Below are 26,517 nucleotides of genomic sequence, written 5' to 3'. Positions count from 1 at the left end.
GCGGTGCCGACGAACGACGACTTCACCCGCGTCCTGACGCGCCCCCGCTCGATGGCGGTCTTCGTCGCGATCGTCTTCGTCGTCACCACGGTGCAGTCGCTCATCAACCCCCTCGCGGGCCTGCTGGAGGGCGAGTTCCCGTGGGAGGGACCCGTGCCCCTTCCCGCCGTCGTGGCCCTCGTGGTCCTCGGCTGCGCGGCCCAGAGCGCATTCCTCTTCCTGGGCGCCCGCGCGCCGGTGATCGCGGTCGTCGGCACCGCGGGCTGCTACGTCGCCCTCGTCGTCGGCCTGTCCATCCCCCGCTGGCTCACGGCTCTTCCCCTGGTGGTGGCGGTCGCCGTGTTCCTCCTCGCCGCGGGCAGGCGACCGCTCGTCGCGATCGTCTGGTCCGTCGCGGTCGTCGGCGCGGTGAGCCTGGCGCTGTTCGCCTGGGCGATGTCGACGGGCGTCACCCCGGGGATCGTGGCGAGCTTCGTCTTCGAGACCCTGCTCGCTTTCGGCACCCCGATCGCGGGCGCGGTGGCCCTGGGCATCTGGTGGGCGCGACGGATGCGCGTCCTCCGTCGAACGCGCGACGAGCTCGCTGCCGCCGCCGAACGTCATGCCGCCGAGATGGAGCGCGTCACCGCCCTCGAACGCGCGCGCATCGCACAGGAGCTGCACGACGTGGCGGGTCAGCACCTCGCCGGGCTGCTCTCCCTGGCCGACGCGGCGGTCGACATCGACGTCCTCGACACCGCGCAGGCGACCGAGCTGATCGCGGAGATGCGGGCCGAGGGCCGCTTCGCCTCGGCCAGCCTGTACGCCGCCCTGCGAGACCTGCGCATCCAGAACGGCTCCCGCGTCGAACCGACCCTCGACCTGCGCTCCCTCGACGCACTGCGCGACTTCTGGGCGGCGCGCGGCATGAGCATCGACGTCGACGTGCGCGGGTCCATCGCCGACCTTCCCGCGATGGTCTCCACGACGGCGTACCGCGTCGTGCAGGAGGCCCTCACGAATGCGAGCAAGCACGCGCCGGGAGCAGTGACGAGGGTCGACGTCGAGACCTCCCCCGCGATGCTGCGGGTCTCGGTGCAGAACGACGCCGCCCTCGTCCCCCGCGCCGCGCCGGATGCCGGGGGTCTCGGGTGGGGACTGACCGGCATGGCCGAGCGGGTGGACCTCATCCACGGCGCCCTCACCGCGGGCCCCCGCGAAGACGGCGGGTGGTCCGTGGTTCTCCGCGCGCCCGTCGGCGTCTTCGACTCGGTCTCGCCGTGACGGCCGACGACCCGGAGGTCAGCGTCCTCATCGTCGACGACAACCGCACGGTGCGCCGCGGCATCCGCCTCCGACTCGAGAACGCGCGGGGGATCCGTGTCGCCGGGGAGGCATCGAATGGCCAGGATGCCGTGGTCCTCGCGCGCGCAGAGCGGGTCGACGTCGTGCTCATGGATCTCCACATGCCCGGCATGGACGGCATCGAGGCCACCCGTCGGATCACGGCTGATCGTGGCGACCGCTGTCGTGTCGTCCTCCTCACCAGCGAGGTGTCCGACGCCTTCCTCGTCGACGCCCTCGAGGCCGGTGCCAGCGGGTATCTGGTGAAGGGGCACGACAGCGATCAGCTGCTGCCGGTGATCCGCGGCGCCGCGGCCGGCACCGCGACGATCTCGCCTCTGGTCGCCCCGCGGCTGCTCCGCGAACTCCGCGAGGCGCGGCCGGCACCGGCGGATCCCGCGCAGCTCGAGCTGCTCACCGCCGCCGAACGGCGGGTGGTGGGACTGCTGAGCAGTGGCGTGACCTCCAACGACGACATCGCCCGTCACCTCTGCGTCTCGGTCAACACCGTGCGGACTCAGACGGCGGCCGCCCTCCGCAAGCTCCATCTCGACGATCGGACGCAGCTCGCCCTCTGGGGCGCCCGGAACGGCCTCGATCGCCGCAACCCGTAGTCCGAACGGATGAAATCGCGGCCGGTCCCCGAGCCCGATTTCCGCGCCACGCGAGGGAGCACGCGAAGCACCCCGCAGGAATGATGCGCACGGCCCGCCGCGAACGCGCCAGAATGCTGCTCACAGCGGCAGGGCTTCGCCGCTGGTCCGCGCGGGGCCGGGAGTTTGGGGGCGGCCCCGCGCGGCCACCGGCCCGCGCGGGCGCTCCCCGCCTCAGCGTCGGTACGACTCAGCGTCGGGACAGCGTCGCCACGATCGGTCGGTGATCGCTTCCCGCGTCGTCGGACCCGGTGACGACGGCGAACCCGTCGACGACCCATCCCGAGCCGACGAGCACGTGATCGATGGGCGCCCCCAGGAGCGACGGTAGCCGCACGGGCCAGGTCCCGACCGCGGCGGCGCCCGCGACGGCTGCGGCATCACGGCATCCGCCCAGATCCCCTCCGTCGGTGCCGTACCCGGCGAAGTGATCGAGGGTCGCGTTGAGGTCGCCCGCGACGATCACGTCGTCATCGGTGCAGACGTCGGCGATCCAGCCCAGCCCGGCGTTCCACTGCGCGAGGACCTCGGGGAAAGGCGGCATCGGGTGTGCGGCGACCAGCGTGGGACCTGCGCCATCGGCGGGACGCCACACTCCGCTCGGCAGTCCGGGCGTCGACCCCGCGAGAGTGTCCCGCCGGTACGTACCGAGCTCATCGGAGATGAGGATCGAGGTGGGGATCGTCTCCCCGCCCTCCGCCGCCCACACCGTGTCGTGGTGCATCGAGACACCGTCCGCCTCCAGGATGGCGGTCACCTCGGCTGCGGCGAAGGCATCCGTCTCGGGCAGGCTCACGACGTCGGCGCCCGTCTCCCGCACCGCTCGAGCGATCCGCTCCGGAGGGACGGATCCCCCGTAGGTGTTCCAGGCCATGACGGTGAGGTCTCCGTCGGACACCACCGAGCCCGGACCACGCACCGCGAGCACGACGCCGTTGCCCACCGATGCCACGAGGAGCGACAGGGCGAGGGCCGCAGACACTCCCCAGCGTCGGCGTCGCGCCGCGACCGCGGCGAACGCGAGGGCCGCCACCGTGAGGCCGATCGCCAGCAGGGCCCGAAACGAGATGGCGTTGGCGACGAGCGGCAGACGATGGATGCCGATCCCCTGGGGCCAGATCGCGACGGTCGCCGCGACCGCACCGAACAGCAGCGCGATCACGAACGAGGGGCGGGGTCTGGTCGGCATCCTGATCAGTAAACCGCGCCCGTCATGACCTCGTACGACATTCCTCCGATGCGGAGGCACCGCGGGACTGTCGGATCGTCGTCGGCACGACGTGCGAGGGCCCGGGACGCGGTTTCGCGCCCCGGGCCCTCGGGTCAGTGATCAGCGCGCGGCGCGACGACCCACGATGAGGCCGTAGATCAGCAGCACGATGATCGATCCGCCGATGGCCAGCAGCCACGTCTGGATCGAGAAGAAGTCCTGGAGCGGAGCGTTGAACAGCAGGCCACCGAGGAATCCGCCGAGGAGCGCGCCCACGACACCGAGCAGCAGCGTGACGAGCCATCCGCCGCCCTGCTTTCCGGGGAGGATCAGCTTGGCGATGGCGCCGGCCAACAGGCCGAGGAGGAGAAATCCGAAGAATCCCATGTTGTCGTTCCTTTCGCGAGTGAGAATCGAAGCCCGCGGGAGGCGGGACTCTCATTGCTTCCAGGTTCCTCCCAGGTAAGCGTTTCGAGGGGTGGGTTGCGTCGGAGGGGTTTGTCTGGTTCGCGCGACGCGCGAACGCCCGTCCCGCGGCGGCGGTAGGCCTTCTCACGGCGGTGAAGCGCGACTCGCCGCTTCGCCGCCGAACCCCGATCCCCCAACTGTGGACAACTCTGTGCACAATCGAAAAAGTCATGTGGATAACCCTGTGGGAAGTCCGGATGGACGCTGCGGCGCAGCCTGATCGACGCCGCCGTCCAACGCGTCTTTCCGGGGTTGCGGGCGAATTACATCCGCGTAATTCTGCGGGACGGGTCCGTTGATCGGGACAGCAAGCGCGCTGGGGAGAACTTCGTTCACAAGGGGTGGAAACTGTGGATAACTTTCTCACCGATGGCGGCCGGCGCGCGTCTCCGCTTCCCCTGCGGCCGGCGGCGTGGGCCCAACCCCACACGCGTTCAAGCCCTCCCACTCCCGCAGACAACGAAAGAGACCCCGGGGATGAACCCCGGGGTCTCTTTCGTTCTGTGCGCGAGGGGGGACTTGAACCCCCACGCCCTTGCGGGCACTGGCACCTGAAGCCAGCGCGTCTACCTATTCCGCCACTCGCGCGAGATGCGGCACGGATGCCGCGAACTCAACTTCCCGAGAATATCACGGCGGCGTCCGCGTGACGAAACGCGGCCGTCGCAGGGCGCTTCCATGACCTGTCCAGCAGCCCTGGCTACGATGTGCCTACTGGTCTGCCTGCCCGAAGGAGTCTCGTGGGACTACTCGACAGTTTCGAGAAAGGTCTCGAACGCGCCGTCAATGGTGCGTTCGCGAAGACCTTCCGCAGCGGCATCCAACCGGTGGAGATCGCCTCCGCGCTGCGCAGCGAGCTCGACAAGAAGGCCGTTGTGGTCACCCGCGAGCGCATCCTCGCCCCGAACGCGTTCACGGTCCGCCTCTCGCCCGCCGATGACGAGAAGATGGGCGCCCTGGGCTCGACGCTGATCACCGAGCTCGACACGCTCGTGAAGAAGCACGCCCGCACGCAGGGGTACTCGTTCGCCGGTCCCGTGGCCATCACGATCGAGCGCGACGCCTCACTGTCGACGGGCACGCTCCGGGTGGACTCGCAGACCACCGAGGGTCGCGTCGCCTGGCGCGGGGTCGTCGACATCGACGGGAAGCGTCATCCGCTCACGAGCTCGCGCACGGTGATCGGGCGCGGAAGCGACGCCGACATCACCATCCCCGACGCCGGCACCAGCCGCAAGCACGTCGAGATCCTGTGGGACGGCGAGCGCGCCATGGTCCGCGACCTGGGTTCGACCAACGGCACCACCCTGAACGGCCGCAAGGTCTCCGAGGCCGCGCTGCCGCCGGATTCGACGATCTCGATCGGCCGCACCAATATCGTGTTCCGTGTGGTCGCGCAGGCGCAGCCGCCGCGGCGCCCGCAGGCGCCCGACGCCACGAGCATCTTCGACGTCCGGGAACGGGGACCCCTGTCATGAGTCAGCTGACTCTTCTTCTTCTGCAGGGCGGGTTCCTCGTGCTGCTGTGGTTCTTCGTGTTCGGCGTCGTGTACTCCCTGCGCGCCGACCTCTTCGGCGTCAAGGTGCGCAAGCTCCCCGAGCCCGCGGCCTCCCCCGCCCCCGCGGCGGCCGCACCGACCGCGTCTCCCGACGCCGTGACCACGCAGGTCAAGCGGCCGGCTGCGCCTCCCGCTCCCGCCCCGGTCGGCGGACTCGCGACGACCTCGGCGGTCTCGCGCATCGTCATCACGAGCGGCCCCAAGGCGGGTCTCGAGCTCCCGCTGGGCACCGAGCCGCTCACGATCGGCCGCTCGAGCGAGTCGGGTCTCGTCATCCGCGACGACTACACCTCCAGCCACCACGCGCGACTGGTGCTCTGGGGCGACCAGTGGATGCTGCAGGACCTCGACTCCACCAACGGCACCACCCACGACGGCGTCCGCGTCGCCTCGCCCGTGCAGGTCAAGGTGGGAGCGCCCATCAAGGTCGGCGCGACCACGTTCGAGTTGAGGACGTAAACCACCTCCATGGTCTTCCAGGGCTCGAGCGCCGCCATCTCGCACACGGGCAAGGTGCGCTCCAACAACCAGGACTCCGGCTATGCCGGGTCCAATCTCTTCGTGGTCGCCGACGGCATGGGCGGGCACGCCGGAGGTGACGTCGCCTCGAGTCTGGCGATCCAACGTCTCACCGAGCTCGATCAGCCCTACTCCACCCCCGCGCAGGCGGAGCACGCGATCCGCGACGCCCTCGCCGACACCGCGGCCGAGCTGATCGACACCGTCGCGCGACGCCCCGAGCTCGCCGGAATGGGCACCACCGTCAGCGCCCTGGTCATGGTCGACGACTACGCCGTGATCGGGCACATCGGCGACTCGCGCATCTACCTCTACCGCGACGACACCCTCACGCAGATCACGGCCGACCACACGTTCGTGCAGCGTCTGGTGGATTCGGGTCGCATCACGCCCGAAGAGGCGCGGTACCACCCTCGTCGTTCCGTTCTCATGCGCGTGCTCGGCGACATGGACCCCGACCCCGAGGTCGACAGCTTCATCATGCCGACGCAGGACGGCGACCGCTGGCTGCTGTGCTCCGACGGACTGTCCGGCGTCGTCGACGACGCGCATACGGCCAAGACGCTCGCCCTCGGCATGCCCCCGGCGCGTACGGCCGACGCTCTGCTCAAGCAGGCGCTCGACGGCGGCGCCCCCGACAACGTCACCGTGGTGCTCGTCGACGTGGGCGGCCAGCATCCGGTGTTCATCGGCACGCCGGCGATCGTCGGTTCCGCCTCCAACCCGAGTGGTGTCGTGGTGCCCGCGGCTCGGCCCAGCCGGCCCACCTGGCTGCACCACGCCCGCCAGGTCGCGAACGAACCCACCCACTTCGAGCCCGCCGCCGAGTTCCTCGAGGAGCTCATCGAAGAAGACCGCCGACGCGCACGCCGACGCCGCTTCGGGTGGCTCGCGGCGCTGCTGGTCGTGCTGGCCGGCATCGGTCTCGCCCTGTTCGCCGGATACAACTGGACGCAGACGCGGTATTACGTCGGCGCCGACGAGAACTCGGTGGTCATCTACCGCGGCATCCAGCAGTCCATCGGGCCGATCTCGCTGTCCACCGTCTACGCGGACACGAACATCGTCCTCGCCGACCTGTCGGACTTCGACCGTCAGACCGTCGAGGCCACGATCTCGGCCCGCTCGCTCTCCGATGCGGAGCTGATCGTCGACCGCCTGCGACCGGCGGCGGAGGGAAGCGGATGACCGACCAGAAGCAGACGCGTTCGCCCGACGCCGTGTCGACCGACACGGCCGTCATGCGCGCCCTGAAGAAGATCCGCGTCCCGGCGACGCAGCGCAACCGCGAGCTGGGCCTGCTCGTCTTCGCGATCGCCGTCTACGGCTCAGCGGTCGCCCTCGTGCAGCTCGGGGCCACCGGCGCGATCGACACCGGCTTCCTCACGCTCGCGGCGGTGCCGGCCGTGCTCGGTCTCGTCATCCACGTCGTGCTGCGCCTGCGCGTGCGCGACGCCGATCCGTTCGTCCTCCCCATCGCCACCGTGCTCACGGGCCTCGGGATCGCGATGATCTACCGCATCGATCTCGCCGACCAGAGCAGCGGATGGGATGCCACGGGCCACCGCCAGATCGCGTGGGCCGCCATCGCGATGGTCTGCGCGCTGGCCGTGCTGATCTTCGTGCGCAACTACCGCGTGCTCTTCCGGTACACGTACCTCTCGGGCCTGGTCGGCATCCTGCTGCTCCTCCTGCCGTTCGTGCCGGGACTGGGCACCGATCAGAACGCCGACGTGTGGGTCTCGCTCGGTTTCGTGTCGTTCCAGCCCGGCGAGCTGGCGAAGATCTGCCTCGCGATCTTCTTCGCCGGCTACCTCGTGCGCACGCGCGAGAGCCTGACCTCCACCGGCACGCGATTCCTCTTCATGACCTGGCCGCGGGCGCGCGAGCTCGGCCCGGTGCTGATCATCTGGCTCGTCTCGCTCGGCATCATCGTGCTGCAGCGCGACCTCGGTACGGGCCTGCTCATCTTCGGCATGTTCGTCGCGATGCTGTACGCCGCGACCGGCAAGACGAGCTGGGTCGTCATCGGCCTCATCCTCGTCGCGAGCGGTGCGTTCCTGGCATCCCGTGTCCTGCCCTACGTGCAGGGTCGATTCGCCAACTGGCTCAACGCGTTCGATCAGGACGTGATCGACCGCGACGGCGGCAGCTATCAGCTGGTGCAGGGCATCTTCGGCCTCTCGCACGGCGGACTGTTCGGCACCGGGCTCGGCCAGGGTCGCCCGTACATCACGCCCCTGTCGCAGAGCGACTACATCGTCCCCAGCCTCGGAGAGGAGCTCGGCCTCGTCGGGATCTTCGCGATCCTCGCGCTGTACATGGTGTTCACCAGCCGCGGCATCCGTGTCGGACTCGCCGGTCAGGACGACTTCGGCAAGCTCCTCGCGACCGGGTTCTCGTTCACGATCGCGCTGCAGGTGTTCATCATGGTCGGCGGCGTCACCCGGGTCATCCCGCTGACCGGTCTGACCACCCCCTTCCTCGCCGCCGGAGGATCCTCGCTGATCGCGAACTGGATCATCGTGGCGTTCCTGCTGCGCATCTCCGACGCCGTCCGCTCCCGCCCCCGGGTGGTGATCGGCTGATGCGCCGCACCCCCGCCGCCCCCCGACTCGAGGAGGCACCGTGACCAAAGAGCTCCGACGCCTCAGCATCGTCATGCTCGCCATGTTCCTGGCGCTGTTCGCCTCGACCAGCGTCATCCAGGTCGTCCAGGCGAACGCCCTGACCAACACCCAGGGCAACACCCGCGCCCTCTACGACTCCTTCGAGATCCAGCGCGGATCGATCATCGTCAGCGGCACGCCGATCGCCCAATCGGTCCCGTCCGACGACGTCTACAGCTGGCAGCGCCAGTACACGGATGCCGCGATGTGGGCGCCGGTGACCGGCTACATGAATCCCGTGCTCGACGCGAAGACCAACATCGAGGCCGCCGAGAACAGTGTGCTCAGCGGCTCCGACTCGAACCAGTTCTTCTCGCGCATCGACCGCGCCATCACCGGTCAGGCCCCGCGCGGCTCGAACGTCGAGCTCTCTCTCGACGCGAGCGTGCAGAAGGCGGCGTGGGACGCCCTCGGCGACCAGCAGGGGGCCGTCGTGGCAATCGAGCCCTCGACCGGCCGCATCCTCGCCATGGTCTCGAAGCCGAGCTACGACACGAACACCCTCGCCTCCCACGACTCGGATGCCGTGAACGCGGCGTACGACCAGCTGGTCGCCGACACCGCGAAGCCGCTCGACAACCGCGCGATCGCGGGCAACCTCAACCCCCCGGGCTCGACGTTCAAGCTCGTCGTGGCCTCGGCCGCCCTGGCATCCGGCAAGTACACGCCCGACTCGGCGTTCCCCAACCTCGCCGCCTACACGCTGCCGCAGTCGACCAACGTCGTCAGCAACGCGGGAGGCGGAACGTGCGGCGGCGGCGACACCGTCACCATCGCCACGGCCCTGCGCCTGAGCTGCAACATCCCGTTCGCCGAGCTCGCCGTCGAACTGGGCGACGACGCGATCCGTGCGGAGGCCGAGAAGTACGGCTTCGACACGTCGTTCACGATGCCGTTGCAGTCGACGGCCTCCACGTACCCCGCCAGCCCCAACGCCCCGCAGACCGCGCTGAGCGGCTTCGGCCAGGGCGACGTGCGGGCGACGCCGCTGCAGATGGCGATGGTCTCGGCCGGCATCGCGAACGACGGTGTGGTCATGAATCCGAGGATGGTCGATCGGGTGATCGAGCCCAACCTGTCGGTCACCGACGAGGGGACCAGCAGCGAGTTCGGTCGCGCCATCGAGTCCGACGTCGCAGCGCAGATGGTGTCGATGATGACGGCGAACGTCCAGGACGGCGCGGCATCGAATGCAAGAATAGACGGGGTCCAGGTGGCGGGTAAGACCGGCACCGCGGAGAACGATTCCCGCCCCTACACTCTCTGGTTCACCGGCTTCGCACCGGCGGACGACCCCCAGGTCGCCGTCGCCGTGGTCGTCGAAAACGGTGGAGGCCAGGGGCAGAGCGGGAGCGGCAACGAGATAGCCGCCCCGATAGCGAAGAAGGTCATGGAGGCGGTGCTGGGTAAATGAGACCGACACAGGGTGTGACCTTCGGCGGGCGGTACGAGCTCGATTCGCGGATCGCGATCGGCGGCATGGGCGAGGTCTGGGAAGCGACCGACCACGTCATCGGACGCACCGTCGCCATCAAGATCCTCAAAGACGAGTACATGGGCGACCCGGGCTTCCTCGAGCGCTTCCGCGCCGAGGCCCGACACGCCGCTCTCGTCAACCACGAGGGCATCGCGAGCGTCTTCGACTACGGCGAGGAAGACGGCAGCGCCTTCCTCGTCATGGAGCTCGTCCCCGGCGAGGCCCTGTCCACGATCCTCGAGCGCGAGGGGTCGCTGTCGAGCGACAAGACCCTCGACATCGTCGCGCAGACCGCTGCCGCTCTCCAGGCCGCTCACGCCGCGGGCCTCGTGCACCGCGACATCAAGCCCGGCAACCTGCTCATCACCCCCGACGGCCGCGTCAAGATCACCGACTTCGGTATCGCGCGCATCGCCGACCAGGTCCCGCTCACCGCGACCGGCCAGGTCATGGGCACGGTGCAGTACCTCTCCCCCGAGCAGGCGTCGGGGCACCCGGCGTCGCCGGCCACCGACACGTATTCGCTCGGCATCGTCGCGTACGAGTGCCTCGCGGGCAAGCGTCCGTTCACGGGCGAGTCCCAGGTGGCCATCGCGATGGCGCAGATCAACGAGCAGCCCGCTCCGCTGCCGCCGACGGTCGCCGTCCCGGTGCAGAACCTCGTGATGGCGATGATCGCCAAGAAGCCCGAGGATCGCCCGGCGTCGTCCGCCGCGGTCTCGCGCGCGGCCGCAGCCCTCCGTCGCGGCGACCTCGCCGCCGCCGCGGCTGCCGTCCCGGCGATCGCCGCCGGGACCGCCGTCGTCGACGACGCCACGCAGCTGCTGACGTCGGGGCAGACCTCGGCCACCACGCGCCTCCTGCCCGCGGCCGGCGCCGCAGCGGGTGCCACATCCCTCCTCACCGAGGAGCACACCGAAGAAGACAGCGCGGCGCAGAAGAAGAAGCGCAGCCCGTGGACCTGGCCGCTGGTCGCGCTCATCGTGCTGCTGGCCCTGGTGCTCGGCGGAACCCTCTTCACTCTGCTCGCGAACCAGAACGAGCCCGACGCGGTGGCGTCCAGCACCCCTCCCAGCTCCGCGACGCCCAGCGCCCCCGCATCGCCGTCGGCCAGTCCCACCCCCACGCAGACCACGCAGTTGGTCGACGTCGACGCCCTCGATCTCATCGGCAAGACCTGCGACGAAGCGCGCAGCATCCTGGGCGGGGCGAAGCTCGGCGCGACGTGCACCACCGGCACGGCTGCCGTCAACGCCGATCAGATCGGCCTCGTCTACATCGTCGACCCCACGGGACGTAACCCCGAGGGAACCAACATCACCGTGACCGTCTACGGCGAAGAGACGCCTCTGCAGCAGCCCGGCACGCCCACCCTGCCGGGCACGTCGGTCACGGCCGGCAGCGACGTCCAGGTGTCGTGGCAGCAGTACTCCTGCCCGGCCGGCACCGGCAGCGTGACGTCGTACGACTTCACCGCGACCAACGGCACGTTCGACACGAACGGCCAGTCCACGGCGTCGTTCTCGCCCGACGAGCGCAATGCGCAGCTGAAGGTGAGCAACGCAGCCGGACAGTCGCTGCGCGTCACGTACACCGTCAGCTGCTCGGGGACCGACCGCACGGCCGGTCCGTCGGGCGAGGCGTCCGCGTCGATCACGGGGGGCAACTCGCCCAGCCCGACCCCGACGAGCGCCGCCGTCCCCACCACCAAGCCCTGAGCTTCGATCCACCCTCTCCGGGAGTCTTTTCGTGACCATTGAGACGCGCGTCCTGTCGGGGCGCTACCGTGTCGACGACCTCATCGGTCGCGGCGGCATGGCGAGCGTCTATCGCGGCTACGACCAGACGCTCGGGCGCACGGTGGCCATCAAGATCCTCAAGGCCGATCTGGCGGGCGACGCCGCGTTCCGCACGCGCTTCCGTCTCGAGGCTCAGGCGGCGTCGCGCATGGCGCACCCGACCATCGTCCGGGTCTTCGACGCGGGCGAAGACGTCGAGGTGGGCGTCGACGGCCAGGAGCGCCCCGTTCCGTACATCGTCATGGAGCTGGTGCACGGTCGCCTGCTGAAGGAGATCATCGCCGAGGGCTCCGTGCCGGTCGACGACGCCCTGCGCTACGTCGACGGCATCCTCGAAGCCCTCGAATACTCCCACCGCGCGGGAGTCGTGCACCGCGACATCAAGCCCGGCAACGTCATGATCACGGATGCCGGGCGCGTGAAGGTCATGGACTTCGGCATCGCGCGCGCCGTGTCCGACTCGTCCTCCACCGTCGCCGAGACCACCGCGATCGTGGGCACGGCGGCGTACTTCTCACCGGAGCAGGCCAAGGGCGAATCGGTCGACGCCCGCGCCGACCTGTACTCGACCGGTGTCGTTCTCTACGAACTGCTCACCGGTCGCCCTCCCTTCCGCGGCGAGACACCCGTGGCCGTCGCCTACCAGCACGTGAGCGAGGCGCCGCTGCCGCCGAGCGAGATCGTCGAGAGCATCCCCCGCGCACTCGACGCGATCGTGCTGCGCGCCCTCGCGAAGGATCCGTTCCAGCGTCCGCAGGATGCCGCGGGATTCCGCGAGGCGCTCGACGAGACCGCCGACGGCAAGGCGCCGACGAAGCGTCAGATGTCGGCGCTGTCGAACGAGCTCTACGGGCCCAATCCCCGCCAGGCCGCGGAGACCGCCCGTTCGCTGCGGCAGCTCAGCACCGACACGACCATGCGTCGCACCCAACCCGGTCCTCCCGTGGCCTGGATCTGGGCCGGCGTCACCGTCCTCGCCGTCCTCCTCGTCGCGGTGCTCATCTGGGTGATGCAGATCCAGCCGAACGACGACGTCCCCACGAGCTCGTTCACCGTCCCCAACGTCGTCGACATGTCGTACGACCGGGCGGTCGAGACGCTCGAGGCGCAGGAGCTCACCGCGAGCCGCGTCAACGAACCCGACGCGAGCATCGCCGCGGGGAACGTCACGCGCACCACCCCCGCTGCGGGGACCACCGTGGCATCCGGTCAGCAGGTGACCGTCTACGTCTCGACCGGACCCGACACCGCGTCGGTGCCCGCACTGGAGGGCCTCTCCGAGACCGCCGCCCGCAGTGCACTGGAGGGGGCGGGACTCTCGGTGGGATCGATCCGTCGCACCACCGACCCCGCCCTCGCCGCGGGCACCGTGATCTCCGCGAGCGCCGAGGCCGAGACGCAGCTCGCCAAGGGCACCGCCGTCAACCTCGTGGTCGCCAGTGGTCAGGTCGTCATCGTCAACTACACCGGGTACACCCTCGACGGCGCCAAGCGCGAGCTCGAGTCCGACAGCAAGCAGCTGACGGTCATCGCCACGGAAGATCCCGGATGCCGTGCCACGACCCCGCCGACGGTGAGCGGTCAGTCGCTCGCGCCCGGCGAGGTGCCCGTGCACAGCGAGATCACGCTGACGGTCTGCTCGGGCTCCTGAGCCCACGCGGGTGCAGGCGGGCGGCGCGTTCCACCGCGCCCAGCATGCCGGCGTCCTCGAGCCACCGGCCCAGGAGGGCGTGACCTCCCTCGGTCAGAACGCTCTCGGGGTGGAACTGCACTCCCTCGATGGGCGCCGATCGGTGGCGGATCCCCATGATGACGCCGTGATCGGTGCGCGCCGTCACCTCGAGCTCGTCCGGGACAGACGCCGGGCCCACCGCGAGGGAGTGGTAGCGGGTCGCCGCGAATCCGTCCGGAAGGTCGGCGAAGACACCCGTACCGTCGTGTCGGACGACACTGGTGATTCCGTGGAGCAGTTCCGGGGCGTGGCCCACGCGAGCACCGAACGCCGTCGCGATGGCCTGGTGTCCGAGGCACACGCCGAGCAGGGGGATGCCGAGCTCCGCCGCCTCGAGGACCACTCGCTCGGACTGGCCGGCGTCGGCGGGGTGGCCCGGGCCTGGAGAGACGAGGACGGCGCGGGCGGTGTCGCGGACCAGGGCCGTCAGCCGGACGTCGTCGGCCGCCACGAGCACGGTCTCCGCGCCCAGGTCGCGGAGGTAGCCGGCGAGGGTGTGGACGAAACTGTCGCGGTTGTCGACGACGACGACGCGCCAGGGCTTCACTCGACCGTGACCTCCTGCGGGTAGACGATGTCGCTGACCCACGGGAAGACGTAGAAGAACAGTCCGTACAACACGGCCGCCAACAGCACGAGCACGATCAGCAGTCGTACCCACCAGGGGCCGGGGAGGACGCGCCACAGGGCTCCGTACATCAGGTGGCTCCAGAGGTGAGGGCGAGCGGCGGGCCCGCCTCGGTACGAGGGGTGTACGACTCGAAGACGCCGTAGGCGATCGCGCGCTCCGAGAAGCCGTAGCGCGGGCTGCAGGTCGTCATCGTGATGATGCGGTCCGTCGCCTCGATCTCGGGCTGCTGCGGGAAGGGCAGCAGCACGTCGACGGCATCCGGACGCACGTACTCGAGGTTGCGATAGCGGTAGGTGTACCACCCCGTCTCGGTCTCCACCACGATGGCATCCCCGATGTGCAACGACGGAAGGTCCGCGAACGGGGCCCCGTGGCTCCCGCGGTGACCGGCGATCGCGAAGTTGCCGAGTTGACCGGGCATGGCGGTGTCGGGGTAGTGCCCGAGGCCGATCGGGTCGAGCGTGCGCGACGCGCTCACTCCGCCGGCGAGGCGGAACTGGTAGTCGGGACCCAGACGCGGGATGCGGACGACGCCGAAGATCTGCGCGTCGTCGGGCTGCGTCATCTCGGGCGGATCGGCCGTAGGCGGAATGCCGGGGGTCGAGGTGTCGCCGGGGGCCGGTGGCGGCGGGTCGGCCGCCCAGGACTCGGTGATGTCGCGCGCCTCGTTCTTGAACTGCGACCCGATGATCACGTCGCCGATCCACAACTGCCACACGACGAAGAGGAGCACCAGCACACCGGCCGTGACGAGGAGGTCACCGATGACGCCGACGACCGAGAGCCCGCGGCGGGGGGCCGTCGTGCGCCGCCTCGCCCGTCGGGTCTGCGGCTGCGTGACGGTGTGCACGAGGCGAGTCTAGTTCCGTGGGTTCGCGGACACCGGAGCATTAGACTGTGCCGCATGGCTCGAACTGGCAAAGGCGAAGACCCGATCGCCGAACGCAACGACGGTGGATCCGCCCCGAACCCGGTGTGGTTCCTGCCCATCATGATCGGCCTGATGCTGATCGGCCTCGTCTGGGTGCTGGTGTTCTACCTCAGCAACTCGCAGTTCCCCATCCCGGGGATCGGCCCGTGGAACCTCGTCATCGGGTTCGGCATCGCCTTCGTCGGTTTCCTCATGACCACCCGGTGGCGCTGACTTACACCCGTGTAATTCATCCCCACCTGTGGATGGGGCTGTGGATAAGTCTCAGAGGTAGGCCACGGCGGGTATCGCCAGCAGGGCGATGAGCACCACCGTGAACGCCACGAGCAGACCGATCTGCAGACCTCGCTGTCGTTGAGCGCGCGTGCGCGAGTAGATCACGCCGACCACCGCGCCCGTGACCAGGCCGCCGAGGTGCGCCTGCCACGAGATGCCGATCGCCGAGAGCGACGACGCGAAGTCGCCGGATCCGATCGCGTTGATCCCCGCGAGGACGAACGGCCACGCGAAGTTGATGCCGATGAGGATCGCGATCACGCGGATGTCGGCGCCGAGGTGCCGCCCGATCACCAGCAGCGCGCCGAAGAGCGCGAAGATGGCCCCCGACGCACCGACCGTCCACACTCCCGGCGCCAGCAGCGCGACGGCCACCGAACCGCCCAGCGCCCCCAGCAGATACAGGATGAGGAAACGCGCGCGCCCGAGCAAGGGCTCGAGGCTGCGCCCGATGAACCACAGGGCGAGCATGTTCAGCGCCATGTGCAGGAAGCTGCCGTGCACGAGGGCCACGGTCAACAGGCGCCACGGCTGCAACAGCCCCGCCTGCGGGAGGAGGAAGAAGCTGTTGAACGCCAGCAGGTCGGACAGCACGCCACCGACGCCCGGGATCAGCCCGATGATGTAGACCAGGCCGGTCACGGCGATGATGCCGAGCGTCATGGTCGGACGACCGGACGACACGACCGACATGGGGCGGGACGCCCAGCGACGCTCCGCCTTCTTCTGGGAAGGCGTCTGCGCGGCGCGTTGCTGCGCCATGCACTCGGGGCAGATCACTCCGACGGCGGCGGGCGTCCGGCACTCCGAGCACACGGTGCGCATGCACCGCTGGCACAGCACGAAGCTCTGCCGGTCGGGATGCCGGTAACAGAAGTTGTCGCTGTTGCGACGGAACTCGTCGGTGGTGGACACCCGCCGCCGTCCGGGGTCAGACCGAGACGATGTCGACCGACTGCAGCACGACGTCTGCCTTCGGTCGATCCTGGGCACCGGTGGGGACGGCCGCGATGGCATCGACCACGGCCTTGGAGGCGTCGTCCGCCACCTCGCCGAAGATCGTGTGCTTGCCCTGGAGCCACGGGGTGGGGTCGGTGGTGATGAAGAACTGCGAGCCGTTCGTGCCCTCGGCCTGGCCGGTGATGGCGTTGCGGCGGAGGCCGGCGTTGGCCATGGCGAGCTTGTACGGCGCGGTGAAGTCGAGCTCGGGGTGGATCTCGTCGTTGAACGTGTACCCGGGGCCGCCGATCCCCTGACCGAGCGGGTCGCCGCCCTGGATCATGAAGTTGGGGATGATGCGGTGGAAGATGACGTCGGAGTAGAGGGGACCCTCTCCCTTGGCGCCGGTGGCCGGGTTGGTCCACTCCTGCGTCCCGTCGGACAGACCGATGAAGTTGCGGACGGTGCGCGGAGCGTGGTCACCGAAGAGGTTGACGACGATGTCGCCGTGGTTGGTGTGCAGGGTCGCGACGGCGGTGTGGTTGGCCATGGGTACATTCTCTCAGAGTTATCTGCAAGGGTCGGCGGCGCGGACAGCCCGTTCTGGCAAGATGAGGGCAACGTACATCCCATCGATAGGGAGGATGAGCCGTGGGCCTCAGCCGCAAGAGCAAGAAGGAACTGCGCAAGCTCCAGAAGCACGCCGCCAAGGTGTGGGAGTCGCAGCAGGTGCTGCTGGGCGAGAGCGGGAAGGTCGCTCGTGAAGCCGGCCACCAGCTCGGTCGCTTCAGCCGCGAAGATCTCGTCCCCGCCGTGCAGGACGGCTACAACAAGTACGCCGCACCGTACGTCGACAAGAGCGTGAAGTACAGCAACCGCTTCCTCAGCAACAAGGTCGTTCCGGCCGCCGGTGCTGTCGTCGGCGGCGCACTCTCGGTGTGGGACGCCGCGGGCGACACCCGTGACCGTCTCGCCAAGGGCAAGGGCTTCGAGCTCGACGCCCACAAGTACGCCAAGCGCGCCGAGAAGTACGGCAAGCAGGCCTCGAAGCGCCTCTCCAAGAAGCTCCCCTCGCAGCACGACGGGATCGGGGCCGGTGGCGTCATCGCCATCATCCTCGGCGTCGTCGCGGCGGCGGGCGTCGCGTACGCCGCATGGCAGACGCTGCGTGCGGACGACGAGCTGTGGGTGGCCGACGACCCGCTGCGCGCGCCGGACGCGTGAGCGATCCCACCATCAGAGTCAGAGAGGCCGCGCGCGAGCGCGGCCTCTCCGTCGATGTGCGGGAGCGCCCGGCGGCATCGAGCCTCGACGAAGCGGCCGCGCTGCTCGGCATCCCGCCGGCATCCATCGTCAAGACTCTCGTCGTGAAGAGGTCGGACGACACGTACCTCTTCGCCCTGGTTCCCGGCGACCGGGCCATCTCGTGGCCGAAGCTGCGGGCCGTCGTCGGCGTGAACAAGCTCCGCCTCCCCGAGCCCGAGCTCGCCCTCGCGGCGACGGGCTACGAACGCGGCACGATCGTGCCGATCGGCAGCTCCACCGCATGGCCCGTCTACGCCGACGAACGCATCGTGGGCACCCGTACCGCCATGGGCGCGGGCGCGCACGGCTTCAGCCTCTTCGTCGAGGCCGACGACCTGATCGCGGCCTACGGCGCCACCGTGGCCGACATCACCACCGAGCGTCCCTGACCGCGTTCACGGACGGGGCAGGTCCGCCATCCGGAACGCGATGTCGACGAGCTGCACCCTCCGCACCTTCCGGGCGGCCGCGAGCGTGAACCACGCCGCACGGTCGGTGGAGCCGTCGGTCTCGAAGCGGAGCCGCCCGCCCACGATCCGGGCAAGGTAGACGATCCGCAACGCGTGCAGCGGATCCCTGGCCCCCTCCGCGAGCCGCGACTCGGCCGGGATGACCCGCGAATGGATGCCGAGCAGGTCGCCGACGACCACCCGGAACCCGGTCTCTTCGCGCACCTCGCGGCGCACCGCCTGCACGGGATCCTCTCCGGGCTCGAGCCCCCCGCCCGGGAGCGTCCACGCGGCCCGGCGGCCGTCGATCCAGTGCGCGAGCAGCACGCGGTCGTCGGCGTCGGTGATGACGGCGTACGCGGCGACCCGCATGTCCATGACCAGACTCTAGCCACCTCCACCGGGTTGCGAGGACGCGCGGTACGCGCGAACCCGCCCGGTCCGCCCGGGAGGCGGACGCGAGCGGGCCGGCGCGGGTCAGCCGACCGCGGTGGCGATGCCCCAGAACACGGCGACCAGGGCGAATCCGCACACGCCCAGCACGGTGGTCAAGACGGTCCAGGTGCGCAGGCCGTCTCCGACGCTGAGGCCGAGGTAACGGGTGACCACCCAGAAGCCCGAGTCGTTCACGTGCGACAGGCCGAGCGCGCCGAAGGCGATCGCCAGGGTGATCGCGACGATCTGGAGCATCGAGAAGCCGCCGTTCGCGACGGTGTCGGTGAGCAGGCCGGCCGTGGTGAGGATGGCGACGGTCGCCGATCCCTGCGCGGCGCGCAGCGCGAGGGAGACCACGAAAGCCAGGACGAGGACCGGCAGCCCGGTCTGCAGGAGCACGCTCGACAGCGCCGAACCGATGCCGCTCTCGGTGAGGACGCGCGCGAACGCACCGCCCGCACCGCTGACCAGGATGATCGCCGCCGTCGGCGGCAGAGCCGATTCGAGCACATCGCTGATCTTGTCGCGGCCCCATTTGCGGCGCACGCCGAGGAAGTAGATCGCCAGCAGCACGGTGACCAGCAGCGCGAAGAGAGGGGCACCGATGAACTGGGCGATGTTGCGCAATGGGTCGCCCGACGGCAGCACCGTGGCGGCCGTGGTGCCGATCCCGATCATGATGAGGGGCGTCACGATGAGGGTGAGCACCATCCCCGCCGAGGGCGGTGCGATGGTGGAGGTGACCGTGCCCGTGACCGTCGTCTGCACGCCCCCGCGGCCCGCCTGCTCGAACATCTCCTCCGTGGAGGCCAGCATGTCGAACTCGCGACGCGTCAGACGCTTCGACAGCAGGTGGCTGACGAACGCCAGCGGGATGGCGATGAGGATTCCGACGATGGTGAGCCATCCGATGTCGGCTCCGAGGAGGGCGGCTCCGCCGACGACGCCCGGGTGGGGCGGAACCGACACGTGCACGGCGAGCATGATCCCCGCCACGGGAAGACCGAACCGCAGGGGCTTGAGTCCCGCCGCCTGGGCGAAGCCGTACACGATCGGCACGAGGATGATGAATCCGACGTCGAAGAAGACAGGGATCGCCAGCACGAGGGCGGCACCGGTCAGTGCGGCGCCCACGCGCTTCGGGCCGAGGATCTCGGTGAAGCGCCCTGCCAGGCTCGAGGCCCCGCCCGACAGTTCGATGATGCGGCCGAGTATGGCCCCCAGCGTGATGAGGATCGCGATGGAGCCGAGGGTGCTGCCGAGACCCGCCACGATGGCGGGCACGACGCCGAGCTTCTCGGGGGTGTCCTCCGTCGCGGGCACGGTGGCCAACGGCAGCCCCGCTGCCAACCCCACGATGATGCTGACGATCAGCAGCGCGAGGAAGGCGTTCAGCTTCAGTCTGATGATCAGGAGGAGGAGAAGGAGGATGCCTCCGACTCCGATGGCCAGAAGGACGGGCGTGCTCATTTCGCGGGGTCTCCCTTGACGGTGCGGGTGGGCGGGGTGAGGTGTCAGGACCGACGGGTCGGGGCGGAGATGCGGATCACCGCGGAGTCGTCGACCTCGCCGAGACCCTGGGTCTGCGCGACGAGGTAGCTCTGCTCCGCAGCGGCCGCCAGCGGTGCGGGCAGTCCCACGCGACGGGCGGCCGCGCCGACGATCCCCATGTCCTTGACGAAGATGTCGAGACGACTGAGGACCTCCGCGCCCTCGTCGTCCCAGGCCTGCAGCATCCGCGGTCCGCGGTTGCCGAGCATGAACGAGGCCGCGGCTCCGGCCTGCAGGGCCTCGAGGGTGCGCTCGAGGTCGAGCCCCAACCGGTCGGCGAGAGCGAGCGCCTCGGCCGCGGCCGCGATGTGCACCCCGCACAGCAGCTGGTTCACGGTCTTCAACGCCTGCCCGTCGCCGGCGAGCTCTCCCACGACCGTCAGCGTCGAGGCGAGGGCCTCGAGCACCGGTCGAGCGATCTCGAGGTCGGCGGGTGCGGCACCGACGACGATGAGCAGGTCGCCCTGGCGGGCGCGGACGGGCCCTCCGCTCAACGGCGCATCGACGAGGCCGATCCCCCTCTCGGCGAGGGCGGATGCCACGTCCGTGACGCCGTCGGTTCCGACGGTGCTCGTGAGCACGACGACCGCCCCCGCGGTGAGGACCTCCGCGATTCCCGCGGCCCCGAAGAGCAGGTCGGTCAGCTGCGCCGAGTCGCGCACCGCCACGAGGACGACCTGGGCTCCGGTCGCGGCATCCTGAGCCGACGGGGTGGGGACGACCCCCTCCTTCTCCGCGAGGGCGAGACGCGCGTCGGCGATGTCGAAGCCGCGTACGGGCAGGGTCTCGGCGAGGCGGGCGGCCATCGGAAGGCCCATCGCTCCGAGTCCGAGGACGGCGACGGTAGGTGCGGGGACGACGGTCATGGGGTGCTCCTTTGCGGACGACGGAAGGGGGAGGTGCGGCGACAAGTGCCGCGGTCAGGGCGTGGCGGAGAGCCGCTCGACGGCTGCGGTCAGCGAGGTGTCGTCGCCGACGTTGCCCGCGAAGACGACGTACGGGATGCCGGCGGCGAGACCGTCGACGGCTTCCCAGACCGAGACGATGCCCGGGAACAGCGAGCCCTTCACGTGGGCGCGACGGATGTCGAGACCTCGCGTCGCGACGTCGCTGGAGGTGATCCCGCCCTTGGCGATGACGAAGCGCGGGGTGCGTCGTTCGGCGGTGGCGTGCACGCTGTCGACCACCGCCTGGGACACACGCCGCGAGATCCGGAGACTCTCGTCGGGATCCTCCGTCCGCACGAGGGTCCTGCTGGTGTGCAGCACGACGTCGCCGCGCAGGAGCGCATCGGAGACGGCGGCGACGGCGCGCGACACCTCCTGCGTCCCGGTCTCGGGGTCGAGCAGACGGGGGACGTCGATCTCCACGACCGCCGCGAGGTCGCGGTTCGCGATGAGGTGGGCGAGCTGACGGCTGGTGAGTCCGACGTGGGACCCGACGACGATGAGGCCGCCGCGGGTGGCTCCGCCCTCGCCCGCCCGGTCGGTGGCGATGGGTTCGCGCCGGCGCTGCCCGATGCGCGCACGGAGGAACGGAGGTCCGACGCGGTAGACGAACGCGCGCCCCTCGGCCTCGACGATCTCGAGTCCGAGCGCCAGCTGCACGAGGTCCTCTTCGACGACGGCGTCGACGACGATGGGCGCACCCTCGGGGGCCGATCGCAGGGCGTCGGCGACGGCCTCCGCGCTGTCCCGCAGCACGTCGATGTGCACCTCGACGACCTCGGACGCCGCGAAGCGCCCGTGCGACTTCTCCTCGACCCAGTCCGCCAGGCGCGAGGAGGCGAACCCGAAGGTCGAGTCCTTCGCGAACTCGGTCTCGCCGATGGGGGTGAAGTCGCCGGCGTCGAGCATCCCGTGCGTTCCGCGCACCGTGATGCGCCCGGCATCCGGGAAGGCGGGGACGATGACCACGTTCGCGATGGGGGCCCCTCCCGCGTTCGAGACCTCCGACGAGATGACGTCGGGCTCGAGCGGGTAATGACCGCGCAGGGTGGAGTCGCTCCGGCTGACGAACGCGACCCGCAGGTCCGCCGTGGCCGCGGCGTCCATCGCGTTGCGCACGACCTCGCGGTTGACCCGCTCCGCGGACTCGGGATCGAGGCTCCGCGAGTTCGTCAGCACGTAGACCGCCGGGGCGCCCGAGGCGAAGGCCCACGCGAAGTCGTCGACGTCCCACGCGCCGAGGACGGGGAGGTCGGCGACCGACTGCGTGCCGGTGGGATCGTCGTCGAGCACGACGAACACGCGCCCGCTGCGCGCGACGCGAGCGGCGAGGGCGTCGACGTCGGGTTCGGCGGCCGGCGGCAGCGCGTGCAGATCGATGGATGCCACGTTCACTCCTCGTCATCGAGTGAGCGGCTCCCGCGCCGCTCTGCTGTCAGGTGTATGACAGCATGCAGCAGACAGTCGTCAGGAGTCAAGCGGGCGACGACGACGCCCAGCTCAGTGGAGGACGTAGTGGCGCAGATCGTCGAGCGTCTGCTGCAGGTGATGCTCCATGGCGGCGCGTGATGCAGCGCTGTCCCGGGAACGCAGCGCCGCGACGATCGCGCGGTGCTCGTGGATCGCATGCCGTTGGATCTCCGGCACCCGCGACGTCTCGGTACGACGATCGGCGAGCACCTCGGTCAGCGGGGCCAGCAGGACCGCGAGGAAGAGGTTGCCCGACGCCTCGAGGATGACGCTGTGGAATCGCAGATCGGATGCCACGAAAGCATCCACGTCCGCGGCCTTCGACGCGTCCTCCATCGCCGTGATGCAGGCCTCGCAGTCCTCGAGCGCCGAATCCGAGATCAGGGGGGCCGCGAGCGCGGCCGCTTCGCACTCGATGAGGCGGCGTGTGGAGATCAGCTGCTCCGACACGGTCGCGTCGTCGCCGTGAGCGGCCCGGTAGCGCAGCGCATCCGGTACCGAGCGCCATGCCTCGACAGGAGCCACCCGGGAACCGATGCCGGACACCACCCGCACGATGCCGCGCGTCGTGAGCGTGCGCAGGGCCTCCCGCACGGTGACCCGGCTGACGTCGAACTGCTCCCCGATCTCGGCCTCGCTCGGTAGCGGATCGCCGGGTCCGAACTCCCCCGCCACGATCCGGTCGAACAGATCGTCGGCCACGGTGTTCACCAGGGATTTCCGGCGGCTCACCGGGTGGTCCTCCGTGGCACGGGCGTCCGCCGCAGGCCCACCAGTCGCACCGCCGTCATGGGTCCAGCGTACGACCTCCGCCCGGGCGATCCCGTCGCGCCCCCTCGGGCGGATGCGGCGGCGGATATGCGAAAAGCCGACCCGAAGGTCGGCTTCTCGTTTCGCGAGAGTGGAGCCTAGGAGATTCGAACTCCTGACATCCTGCTTGCAAAGCAGGCGCTCTACCAGCTGAGCTAAGGCCCCGCGAGGGAAGGGGTGGGGCTACCAGGACTTGAACCTGGGACCTCTTCATTATCAGTGAAGCGCTCTAACCGCCTGAGCTATAGCCCCGTCTCGCTGACGTGATATCAACCTCGAAGACTTTACCGGACTCGCGAGGTTTTGACGAATCGACGTCAGTTCGAGGTGAAACCGACGAGCAGACCGCCGGTCACCTTCACCGCGAGGTTGTAGATGCCGGCCATCACGGCGCCGAGAACGGTCACGACGACCAGGTTGAGGATGGCCACGATCGCCGCGAACGCCATCACCTGCGGCAGTCCGATGTACTGCGAGAGCGTCGCCCCGCCGTCGGTGAAGCTGGTGAAGAACTCGTCGAGCTTCGTGAGCAGCGTCGCCGAGACCACCAGGTAGATCAGGAAGTACGACACGACGGTCACGATCGCGAGAGCGACCGCCACCAGGAACGACAGCTTCACGGCCGACCAGAAGTCGATGTACACCAGGCGCAGCCGCACCTGCTTGGCGGGGGTCTTGTGAGTCGACTTCTTGGCGAGCTTGTCGGCTACCGTGCTCATGCGTCAGTACTTTCCTCGGGGGTCTCGGGAGTGGAGGCGCTGGCCTCGTCCGCATCATCTGCGGTGGGCTCCGCGGGTGTCTCCGTCGTCTCGGTCAGGTTGCGCTCGGCGTTGCGGGCGATCGCGATGATCTTGTCGTCGCCGCCTGCGCGGGCGAAAACGACACCCATCGTGTCGCGTCCCTTGGCGGGCACCTCGGCCACGGAGGAGCGTACCACCTTGCCGCTGGCAAGAACCACAAGGACCTCGTCGGTCTCGGACACCATCATTCCGCCCGCGAGCACGCCGCGATCGTCGGTCAGACGGGCCACCTTGATGCCCAATCCGCCGCGGTTCTGCATGCGGTATTCGGTCACCGCCGTGCGCTTGGCGTAGCCGCCCTCGGTGACGACGAACACGTACTCATCGTCCTTCGCGACGGATGCCGAGAGCAGGCTGTCGCCCTCGCGGAAGTCCATGCCCTTCACGCCCGACGTGGAGCGGCCCATCGGTCGCAGCGCGCTGTCGGTGGCGGAGAAGCGCAGCGACATGCCCAAGCGACTGATCAGGAGGATGTCTTCGCCCTCGTCGACCAGCAGCGCGCTGACGAGCTCGTCGGCGCCGCCCTGCTCGGCGTCGTCGCCCTCGTCGGAGGCCTGACCGCGCAGCTTGATCGCGATCACACCGCCCTGACGGTTGGTGTCGTACTCCTCGAGGCGGGTCTTCTTCACCAAACCGCCCCGGGTGGCGAGAACGAGGTACGTCGCCACCTGGTAGTCGCGGATGTCGAGGATCTGTGCGATCTCCTCGTCGGGCTGCAGGGCGAGCAGGTTCGCGACGTGCTGACCCTTGGCATCCCGACCGGCCTCGGGAACCTCGTACGCCTTCGAGCGGTAGACCCGGCCCTTGTTCGTGAAGAACAGCAGCCAGTGGTGCGTCGTCGTGACGAAGAAGTGCTCCACCACGTCGTCGGCGCGCAGCTGTGCGCCCTTCACACCCTTGCCGCCGCGGTGCTGCGAGCGGTAGTTGTCGCTGCGCGTGCGCTTGATGTAGCCGTCACGGGTGACGGTGACGACCATCTCCTCCTCGGCGATGAGGTCTTCGATCGACACGTCGCCGTCGAATCCGTGCAGGATCTCGGTGCGACGGTCGTCGCCGAAGCGGTCGACGATGGCCGTCAGCTCGTCGCGGATGATCGTGCGCTGACGACCGGGAGTGGCGAGGATGTCGTTGTAGTCGGCGATGCGCGCTTCGAGCTCGGTGGCCTCGTCGACGATCTTCTGGCGCTCGAGGGCCGCGAGACGGCGCAGCTGCATGTCGAGGATGGCCTGGGCCTGCACGTCGTCGATGTCGAGGAGCTTCTGCAGTCCCTCGTTGGCATCCTGGGCCGTGGGCGACCGGCGGATGAGCGCGATGACGTCGTCGAGGGCGTCGAGAGCCTTGAGGTAGCCGCGCAGGATGTGCATGCGCTCTTCGGCCTTGCGCAGGCGGTAGCGCGTGCGACGGACGATGACCTCGACCTGGTGGTCGATCCACAGGCTGATGAAGCCGTCGAGCGGGAGGGTGCGGGGCACGCCGTCGACGATCGCCAGCATGTTGGCGCCGAAGTTCTCCTGCAGCTGCGTGTGCTTGTACAGGTTGTTCAGCACGACCTTGGCGACCGCGTCGCGCTTGAGGACGATGACGAGTCGCTGACCGGTGCGGCCCGAGGTCTCATCGCGGATGTCGGCGATACCGGTGATCTTGCCCTCGCGCGCGAGGTCGCCGATCTTGACGGCGACGTTGTCGGGGTTGACCTGGTACGGCAGCTCGGTGATCACCAGGCACGTCCGGCCCTGGATCTCCTCGATGTTGACCACCGCGCGCATCGTGATCGACCCGCGGCCGGTGCGGTAGGCGTCCTTGATGCCGCGGGTGCCGAGGATCTGGGCCGCGGTCGGGAAATCGGGACCCGGGATGCGGTCCATGAGGGCTTCGAGCAATTCCTCGCGGGTGGCATCCGGATGTTCGAGAGCCCAGAGCGCTCCGGCGGAGACCTCGCGGAGGTTGTGCGGCGGGATGTTCGTCGCCATGCCGACCGCGATGCCGACCGAGCCGTTGACGAGCAGGTTCGGGAACCGCGACGGGAGGACCGTCGGCTCCTGCGTCTGACCGTCGTAGTTGTCCTCGAAGTCGACGGTCTCTTCTTCGATGTCGCGCACCATCTCGAGCGCGAGCGGAGCCATCTTGGTCTCGGTGTACCGCGGGGCGGCGGCGCCCTGGTTTCCGGGCGAGCCGAAGTTGCCCTGGCCGAGGGCCAGGGGGTAGCGCAGCGACCACGGCTGCACGAGACGCACGAGGGCGTCGTAGATCGGCGCGTCACCGTGCGGGTGGTAGTGCCCCATGACCTCGCCGACCACGCGGGCGCACTTCGAGAACGACTTGTCGGGGCGGAAACCCCCGTCGTACATGCCGTAGATCACACGGCGGTGCACCGGCTTCAGACCGTCGCGGACGTCGGGCAGCGCGCGCCCGACGATGACACTCATCGCGTAGTCGAGGTAGCTCCGCTGCATCTCGAGCTGCAGGTCAACCTGGTCGATCCTGCCGTGGTTGTGTGCGGCCACGTCGCGGACGTCGCCGGGCTCGGGAGTGTTTTCGTCAGCCATGGGTTCTCAGTTTCGTGTC

General features: G+C 69.5%; 26 protein-coding genes and 3 tRNA genes. 12 read left to right on the top strand and 17 right to left on the bottom strand.

The window, feature by feature from the left end; genetic code table 11:
* The first annotated feature begins 3 nt into the window (after positions 1 to 3).
* A complete protein-coding gene (locus Q0818_RS00435) occupies positions 4 to 1,263 on the top strand; it encodes a histidine kinase (RefSeq protein ID WP_298870181.1) in 1,260 nt (419 codons plus the stop codon).
* Positions 1,260 to 1,937: a response regulator transcription factor gene (locus Q0818_RS00430; RefSeq protein ID WP_298870179.1), complete on the top strand. Its 678-nt coding sequence runs from the start codon at positions 1,260 to 1,262 to the stop codon at positions 1,935 to 1,937. The genes Q0818_RS00435 and Q0818_RS00430 overlap by 4 nt, the downstream gene beginning before the upstream one ends.
* A gap of 229 nt (positions 1,938 to 2,166) precedes the next feature.
* Here Q0818_RS00430 and Q0818_RS00425 read toward each other — a convergent pair whose 3' ends face one another.
* The 3 genes from Q0818_RS00425 to Q0818_RS00415 form a co-directional block, all read right to left on the bottom strand.
* Positions 2,167 to 3,165: an endonuclease/exonuclease/phosphatase family protein gene (locus tag Q0818_RS00425; RefSeq protein ID WP_298870177.1), complete on the bottom strand. Its 999-nt coding sequence runs from the start codon at positions 3,163 to 3,165 to the stop codon at positions 2,167 to 2,169.
* Between the two features lie 141 nt (positions 3,166 to 3,306).
* Positions 3,307 to 3,573, bottom strand: a complete 267-nt coding sequence (locus Q0818_RS00420; protein ID WP_298870161.1) for a GlsB/YeaQ/YmgE family stress response membrane protein — start codon at positions 3,571 to 3,573, stop codon at positions 3,307 to 3,309.
* A 585-nt stretch (positions 3,574 to 4,158) separates the two neighbouring features.
* Positions 4,159 to 4,242, bottom strand: a tRNA-Leu gene (locus Q0818_RS00415).
* Positions 4,243 to 4,394: 152 nt separating this feature from the next.
* Here Q0818_RS00415 and Q0818_RS00410 point away from each other — a divergent pair.
* Genes Q0818_RS00410 through pknB form a run of 7 tightly spaced genes read left to right on the top strand, consistent with a single transcriptional unit; the run spans position 4,395 to position 13,327 of the window.
* Complete coding sequence (locus Q0818_RS00410) at positions 4,395 to 5,132, top strand: DUF3662 and FHA domain-containing protein (protein ID WP_298870159.1); 738 nt, start codon at positions 4,395 to 4,397, stop codon at positions 5,130 to 5,132.
* Positions 5,129 to 5,671 (top strand): FHA domain-containing protein, encoded by a 543-nt coding sequence (locus Q0818_RS00405; protein ID WP_298870157.1) that lies wholly within the window; start codon positions 5,129 to 5,131, stop codon positions 5,669 to 5,671. Before Q0818_RS00410 ends, Q0818_RS00405 begins: the two co-directional genes overlap by 4 nt.
* Before the next feature lie 9 nt (positions 5,672 to 5,680).
* On the top strand, positions 5,681 to 6,919 hold the full coding sequence (locus Q0818_RS00400) for a PP2C family serine/threonine-protein phosphatase (protein ID WP_298870156.1): 1,239 nt from the start codon (positions 5,681 to 5,683) through the stop codon (positions 6,917 to 6,919).
* Entirely contained in the window at positions 6,916 to 8,319 is a 1,404-nt protein-coding gene (locus tag Q0818_RS00395) for an FtsW/RodA/SpoVE family cell cycle protein (protein WP_298870154.1), read from the top strand. The genes Q0818_RS00400 and Q0818_RS00395 overlap by 4 nt, the downstream gene beginning before the upstream one ends.
* A 40-nt stretch (positions 8,320 to 8,359) precedes the next feature.
* Entirely contained in the window at positions 8,360 to 9,814 is a 1,455-nt protein-coding gene (locus tag Q0818_RS00390) for a penicillin-binding protein 2 (RefSeq protein ID WP_298870153.1), read from the top strand.
* The gene (locus tag Q0818_RS00385; RefSeq protein ID WP_298870152.1) at positions 9,811 to 11,595 is read left to right on the top strand and encodes a serine/threonine-protein kinase; all 1,785 of its coding nucleotides are present in this window, start codon (positions 9,811 to 9,813) and stop codon (positions 11,593 to 11,595) included. Before Q0818_RS00390 ends, Q0818_RS00385 begins: the two co-directional genes overlap by 4 nt.
* A gap of 31 nt (positions 11,596 to 11,626) precedes the next feature.
* Positions 11,627 to 13,327, top strand: coding sequence for a Stk1 family PASTA domain-containing Ser/Thr kinase (gene pknB, locus Q0818_RS00380; RefSeq protein WP_298870150.1), 1,701 nt, complete (start codon positions 11,627 to 11,629; stop codon positions 13,325 to 13,327).
* Here the strand turns inward: pknB and Q0818_RS00375 are convergent.
* From Q0818_RS00375 to Q0818_RS00365, 3 genes are read right to left on the bottom strand one after another with little or no spacing between them, the layout of a single operon-like run.
* Positions 13,299 to 13,955, bottom strand: coding sequence for an aminodeoxychorismate/anthranilate synthase component II (locus Q0818_RS00375; RefSeq protein WP_298870148.1), 657 nt, complete (start codon positions 13,953 to 13,955; stop codon positions 13,299 to 13,301). The genes pknB and Q0818_RS00375 overlap by 29 nt on opposite strands.
* Positions 13,952 to 14,107, bottom strand: coding sequence for a hypothetical protein (locus Q0818_RS00370; RefSeq protein WP_256334149.1), 156 nt, complete (start codon positions 14,105 to 14,107; stop codon positions 13,952 to 13,954). The genes Q0818_RS00375 and Q0818_RS00370 overlap by 4 nt, the downstream gene beginning before the upstream one ends.
* On the bottom strand, positions 14,107 to 14,889 hold the full coding sequence (locus Q0818_RS00365; protein WP_298870142.1) for a class E sortase: 783 nt from the start codon (positions 14,887 to 14,889) through the stop codon (positions 14,107 to 14,109). The genes Q0818_RS00370 and Q0818_RS00365 overlap by 1 nt, the downstream gene beginning before the upstream one ends.
* A gap of 54 nt (positions 14,890 to 14,943) precedes the next feature.
* Here Q0818_RS00365 and Q0818_RS00360 point away from each other — a divergent pair, with 54 nt between their 5' ends.
* The gene (locus Q0818_RS00360) at positions 14,944 to 15,183 is read left to right on the top strand and encodes a cell division protein CrgA (protein WP_076673116.1); all 240 of its coding nucleotides are present in this window, start codon (positions 14,944 to 14,946) and stop codon (positions 15,181 to 15,183) included.
* 51 nt (positions 15,184 to 15,234) lie between these two features.
* Here the strand turns inward: Q0818_RS00360 and Q0818_RS00355 are convergent, their stop codons facing one another.
* A complete protein-coding gene (locus Q0818_RS00355; RefSeq protein ID WP_298870135.1) occupies positions 15,235 to 16,161 on the bottom strand; it encodes a rhomboid family intramembrane serine protease in 927 nt (308 codons plus the stop codon).
* Between the two features lie 16 nt (positions 16,162 to 16,177).
* Complete coding sequence (locus Q0818_RS00350; RefSeq protein ID WP_298870133.1) at positions 16,178 to 16,735, bottom strand: peptidylprolyl isomerase; 558 nt, start codon at positions 16,733 to 16,735, stop codon at positions 16,178 to 16,180.
* Positions 16,736 to 16,836: 101 nt separating this feature from the next.
* Between Q0818_RS00350 and Q0818_RS00345 the strand changes: the two genes are divergently transcribed.
* Complete coding sequence (locus Q0818_RS00345; protein ID WP_136586367.1) at positions 16,837 to 17,409, top strand: DNA helicase; 573 nt, start codon at positions 16,837 to 16,839, stop codon at positions 17,407 to 17,409.
* Positions 17,406 to 17,879 carry an aminoacyl-tRNA deacylase gene (locus Q0818_RS00340; protein WP_298870132.1) on the top strand — a complete coding sequence of 158 codons (474 nt, stop codon included), beginning with the start codon at positions 17,406 to 17,408 and terminating at the stop codon, positions 17,877 to 17,879. The genes Q0818_RS00345 and Q0818_RS00340 overlap by 4 nt, the downstream gene beginning before the upstream one ends.
* A 6-nt stretch (positions 17,880 to 17,885) precedes the next feature.
* Here Q0818_RS00340 and Q0818_RS00335 read toward each other — a convergent pair whose 3' ends face one another.
* The 9 genes from Q0818_RS00335 to gyrA all read right to left on the bottom strand — a co-directional run bounded on the left by Q0818_RS00335 (position 17,886) and on the right by gyrA (position 26,498).
* On the bottom strand, positions 17,886 to 18,317 hold the full coding sequence (locus Q0818_RS00335; protein WP_298870130.1) for an NUDIX hydrolase: 432 nt from the start codon (positions 18,315 to 18,317) through the stop codon (positions 17,886 to 17,888).
* Between the two features lie 99 nt (positions 18,318 to 18,416).
* Positions 18,417 to 19,844 carry a GntP family transporter gene (locus Q0818_RS00330; protein WP_298870129.1) on the bottom strand — a complete coding sequence of 476 codons (1,428 nt, stop codon included), beginning with the start codon at positions 19,842 to 19,844 and terminating at the stop codon, positions 18,417 to 18,419.
* Positions 19,845 to 19,888: 44 nt separating this feature from the next.
* The gene (locus tag Q0818_RS00325; RefSeq protein ID WP_298870127.1) at positions 19,889 to 20,791 is read right to left on the bottom strand and encodes an NAD(P)-dependent oxidoreductase; all 903 of its coding nucleotides are present in this window, start codon (positions 20,789 to 20,791) and stop codon (positions 19,889 to 19,891) included.
* Between the two features lie 54 nt (positions 20,792 to 20,845).
* Positions 20,846 to 22,261: a four-carbon acid sugar kinase family protein gene (locus Q0818_RS00320; protein WP_298870125.1), complete on the bottom strand. Its 1,416-nt coding sequence runs from the start codon at positions 22,259 to 22,261 to the stop codon at positions 20,846 to 20,848.
* Between the two features lie 111 nt (positions 22,262 to 22,372).
* Complete coding sequence (locus Q0818_RS00315; protein WP_298870123.1) at positions 22,373 to 23,074, bottom strand: FadR/GntR family transcriptional regulator; 702 nt, start codon at positions 23,072 to 23,074, stop codon at positions 22,373 to 22,375.
* 170 nt (positions 23,075 to 23,244) lie between these two features.
* Positions 23,245 to 23,317 (bottom strand) — tRNA-Ala (locus Q0818_RS00310).
* Between the two features lie 13 nt (positions 23,318 to 23,330).
* A tRNA-Ile gene (locus Q0818_RS00305) sits at positions 23,331 to 23,404 on the bottom strand.
* A gap of 65 nt (positions 23,405 to 23,469) precedes the next feature.
* On the bottom strand, positions 23,470 to 23,871 hold the full coding sequence (locus Q0818_RS00300; RefSeq protein WP_136586371.1) for a DUF3566 domain-containing protein: 402 nt from the start codon (positions 23,869 to 23,871) through the stop codon (positions 23,470 to 23,472).
* Positions 23,868 to 26,498, bottom strand: coding sequence for a DNA gyrase subunit A (gene gyrA, locus Q0818_RS00295; protein ID WP_298870120.1), 2,631 nt, complete (start codon positions 26,496 to 26,498; stop codon positions 23,868 to 23,870). Before gyrA ends, Q0818_RS00300 begins: the two co-directional genes overlap by 4 nt.
* Between the last annotated feature and the right edge of the window lie 19 nt (positions 26,499 to 26,517).

This window comes from uncultured Microbacterium sp. (assembly GCF_947489255.1).
Taxonomy (GTDB): Bacteria; Actinomycetota; Actinomycetes; order Actinomycetales; family Microbacteriaceae; genus Microbacterium; species Microbacterium phycohabitans.
This window is presented reverse-complemented; position numbering and strand designations above follow the sequence as displayed.

Excerpts from the sequence above, each read along its gene's own strand:
- Q0818_RS00425 (WP_298870177.1), bottom strand. The coding sequence starts at position 3,165 with ATGCCGACCAGACCCCGCCCCTCGTTCGTGATCGCGCTGCTGTTCGGT.
- Q0818_RS00420 (WP_298870161.1), bottom strand. The coding sequence starts at position 3,573 with ATGGGATTCTTCGGATTTCTCCTCCTCGGCCTGTTGGCCGGCGCCATC.
- Q0818_RS00405 (WP_298870157.1), top strand. The coding sequence starts at position 5,129 with ATGAGTCAGCTGACTCTTCTTCTTCTGCAGGGCGGGTTCCTCGTGCTG.
- Q0818_RS00400 (WP_298870156.1), top strand. The coding sequence starts at position 5,681 with ATGGTCTTCCAGGGCTCGAGCGCCGCCATCTCGCACACGGGCAAGGTG.
- Q0818_RS00395 (WP_298870154.1), top strand. The coding sequence starts at position 6,916 with ATGACCGACCAGAAGCAGACGCGTTCGCCCGACGCCGTGTCGACCGAC.
- Q0818_RS00385 (WP_298870152.1), top strand. The coding sequence starts at position 9,811 with ATGAGACCGACACAGGGTGTGACCTTCGGCGGGCGGTACGAGCTCGAT.
- Q0818_RS00370 (WP_256334149.1), bottom strand. The coding sequence starts at position 14,107 with ATGTACGGAGCCCTGTGGCGCGTCCTCCCCGGCCCCTGGTGGGTACGA.
- Q0818_RS00360 (WP_076673116.1), top strand. The coding sequence starts at position 14,944 with ATGGCTCGAACTGGCAAAGGCGAAGACCCGATCGCCGAACGCAACGAC.
- Q0818_RS00350 (WP_298870133.1), bottom strand. The coding sequence starts at position 16,735 with ATGGCCAACCACACCGCCGTCGCGACCCTGCACACCAACCACGGCGAC.
- Q0818_RS00335 (WP_298870130.1), bottom strand. The coding sequence starts at position 18,317 with ATGGACATGCGGGTCGCCGCGTACGCCGTCATCACCGACGCCGACGAC.
- Q0818_RS00330 (WP_298870129.1), bottom strand. The coding sequence starts at position 19,844 with ATGAGCACGCCCGTCCTTCTGGCCATCGGAGTCGGAGGCATCCTCCTT.
- Q0818_RS00325 (WP_298870127.1), bottom strand. The coding sequence starts at position 20,791 with ATGACCGTCGTCCCCGCACCTACCGTCGCCGTCCTCGGACTCGGAGCG.
- Q0818_RS00300 (WP_136586371.1), bottom strand. The coding sequence starts at position 23,871 with ATGAGCACGGTAGCCGACAAGCTCGCCAAGAAGTCGACTCACAAGACC.
- gyrA (WP_298870120.1), bottom strand. The coding sequence starts at position 26,498 with ATGGCTGACGAAAACACTCCCGAGCCCGGCGACGTCCGCGACGTGGCC.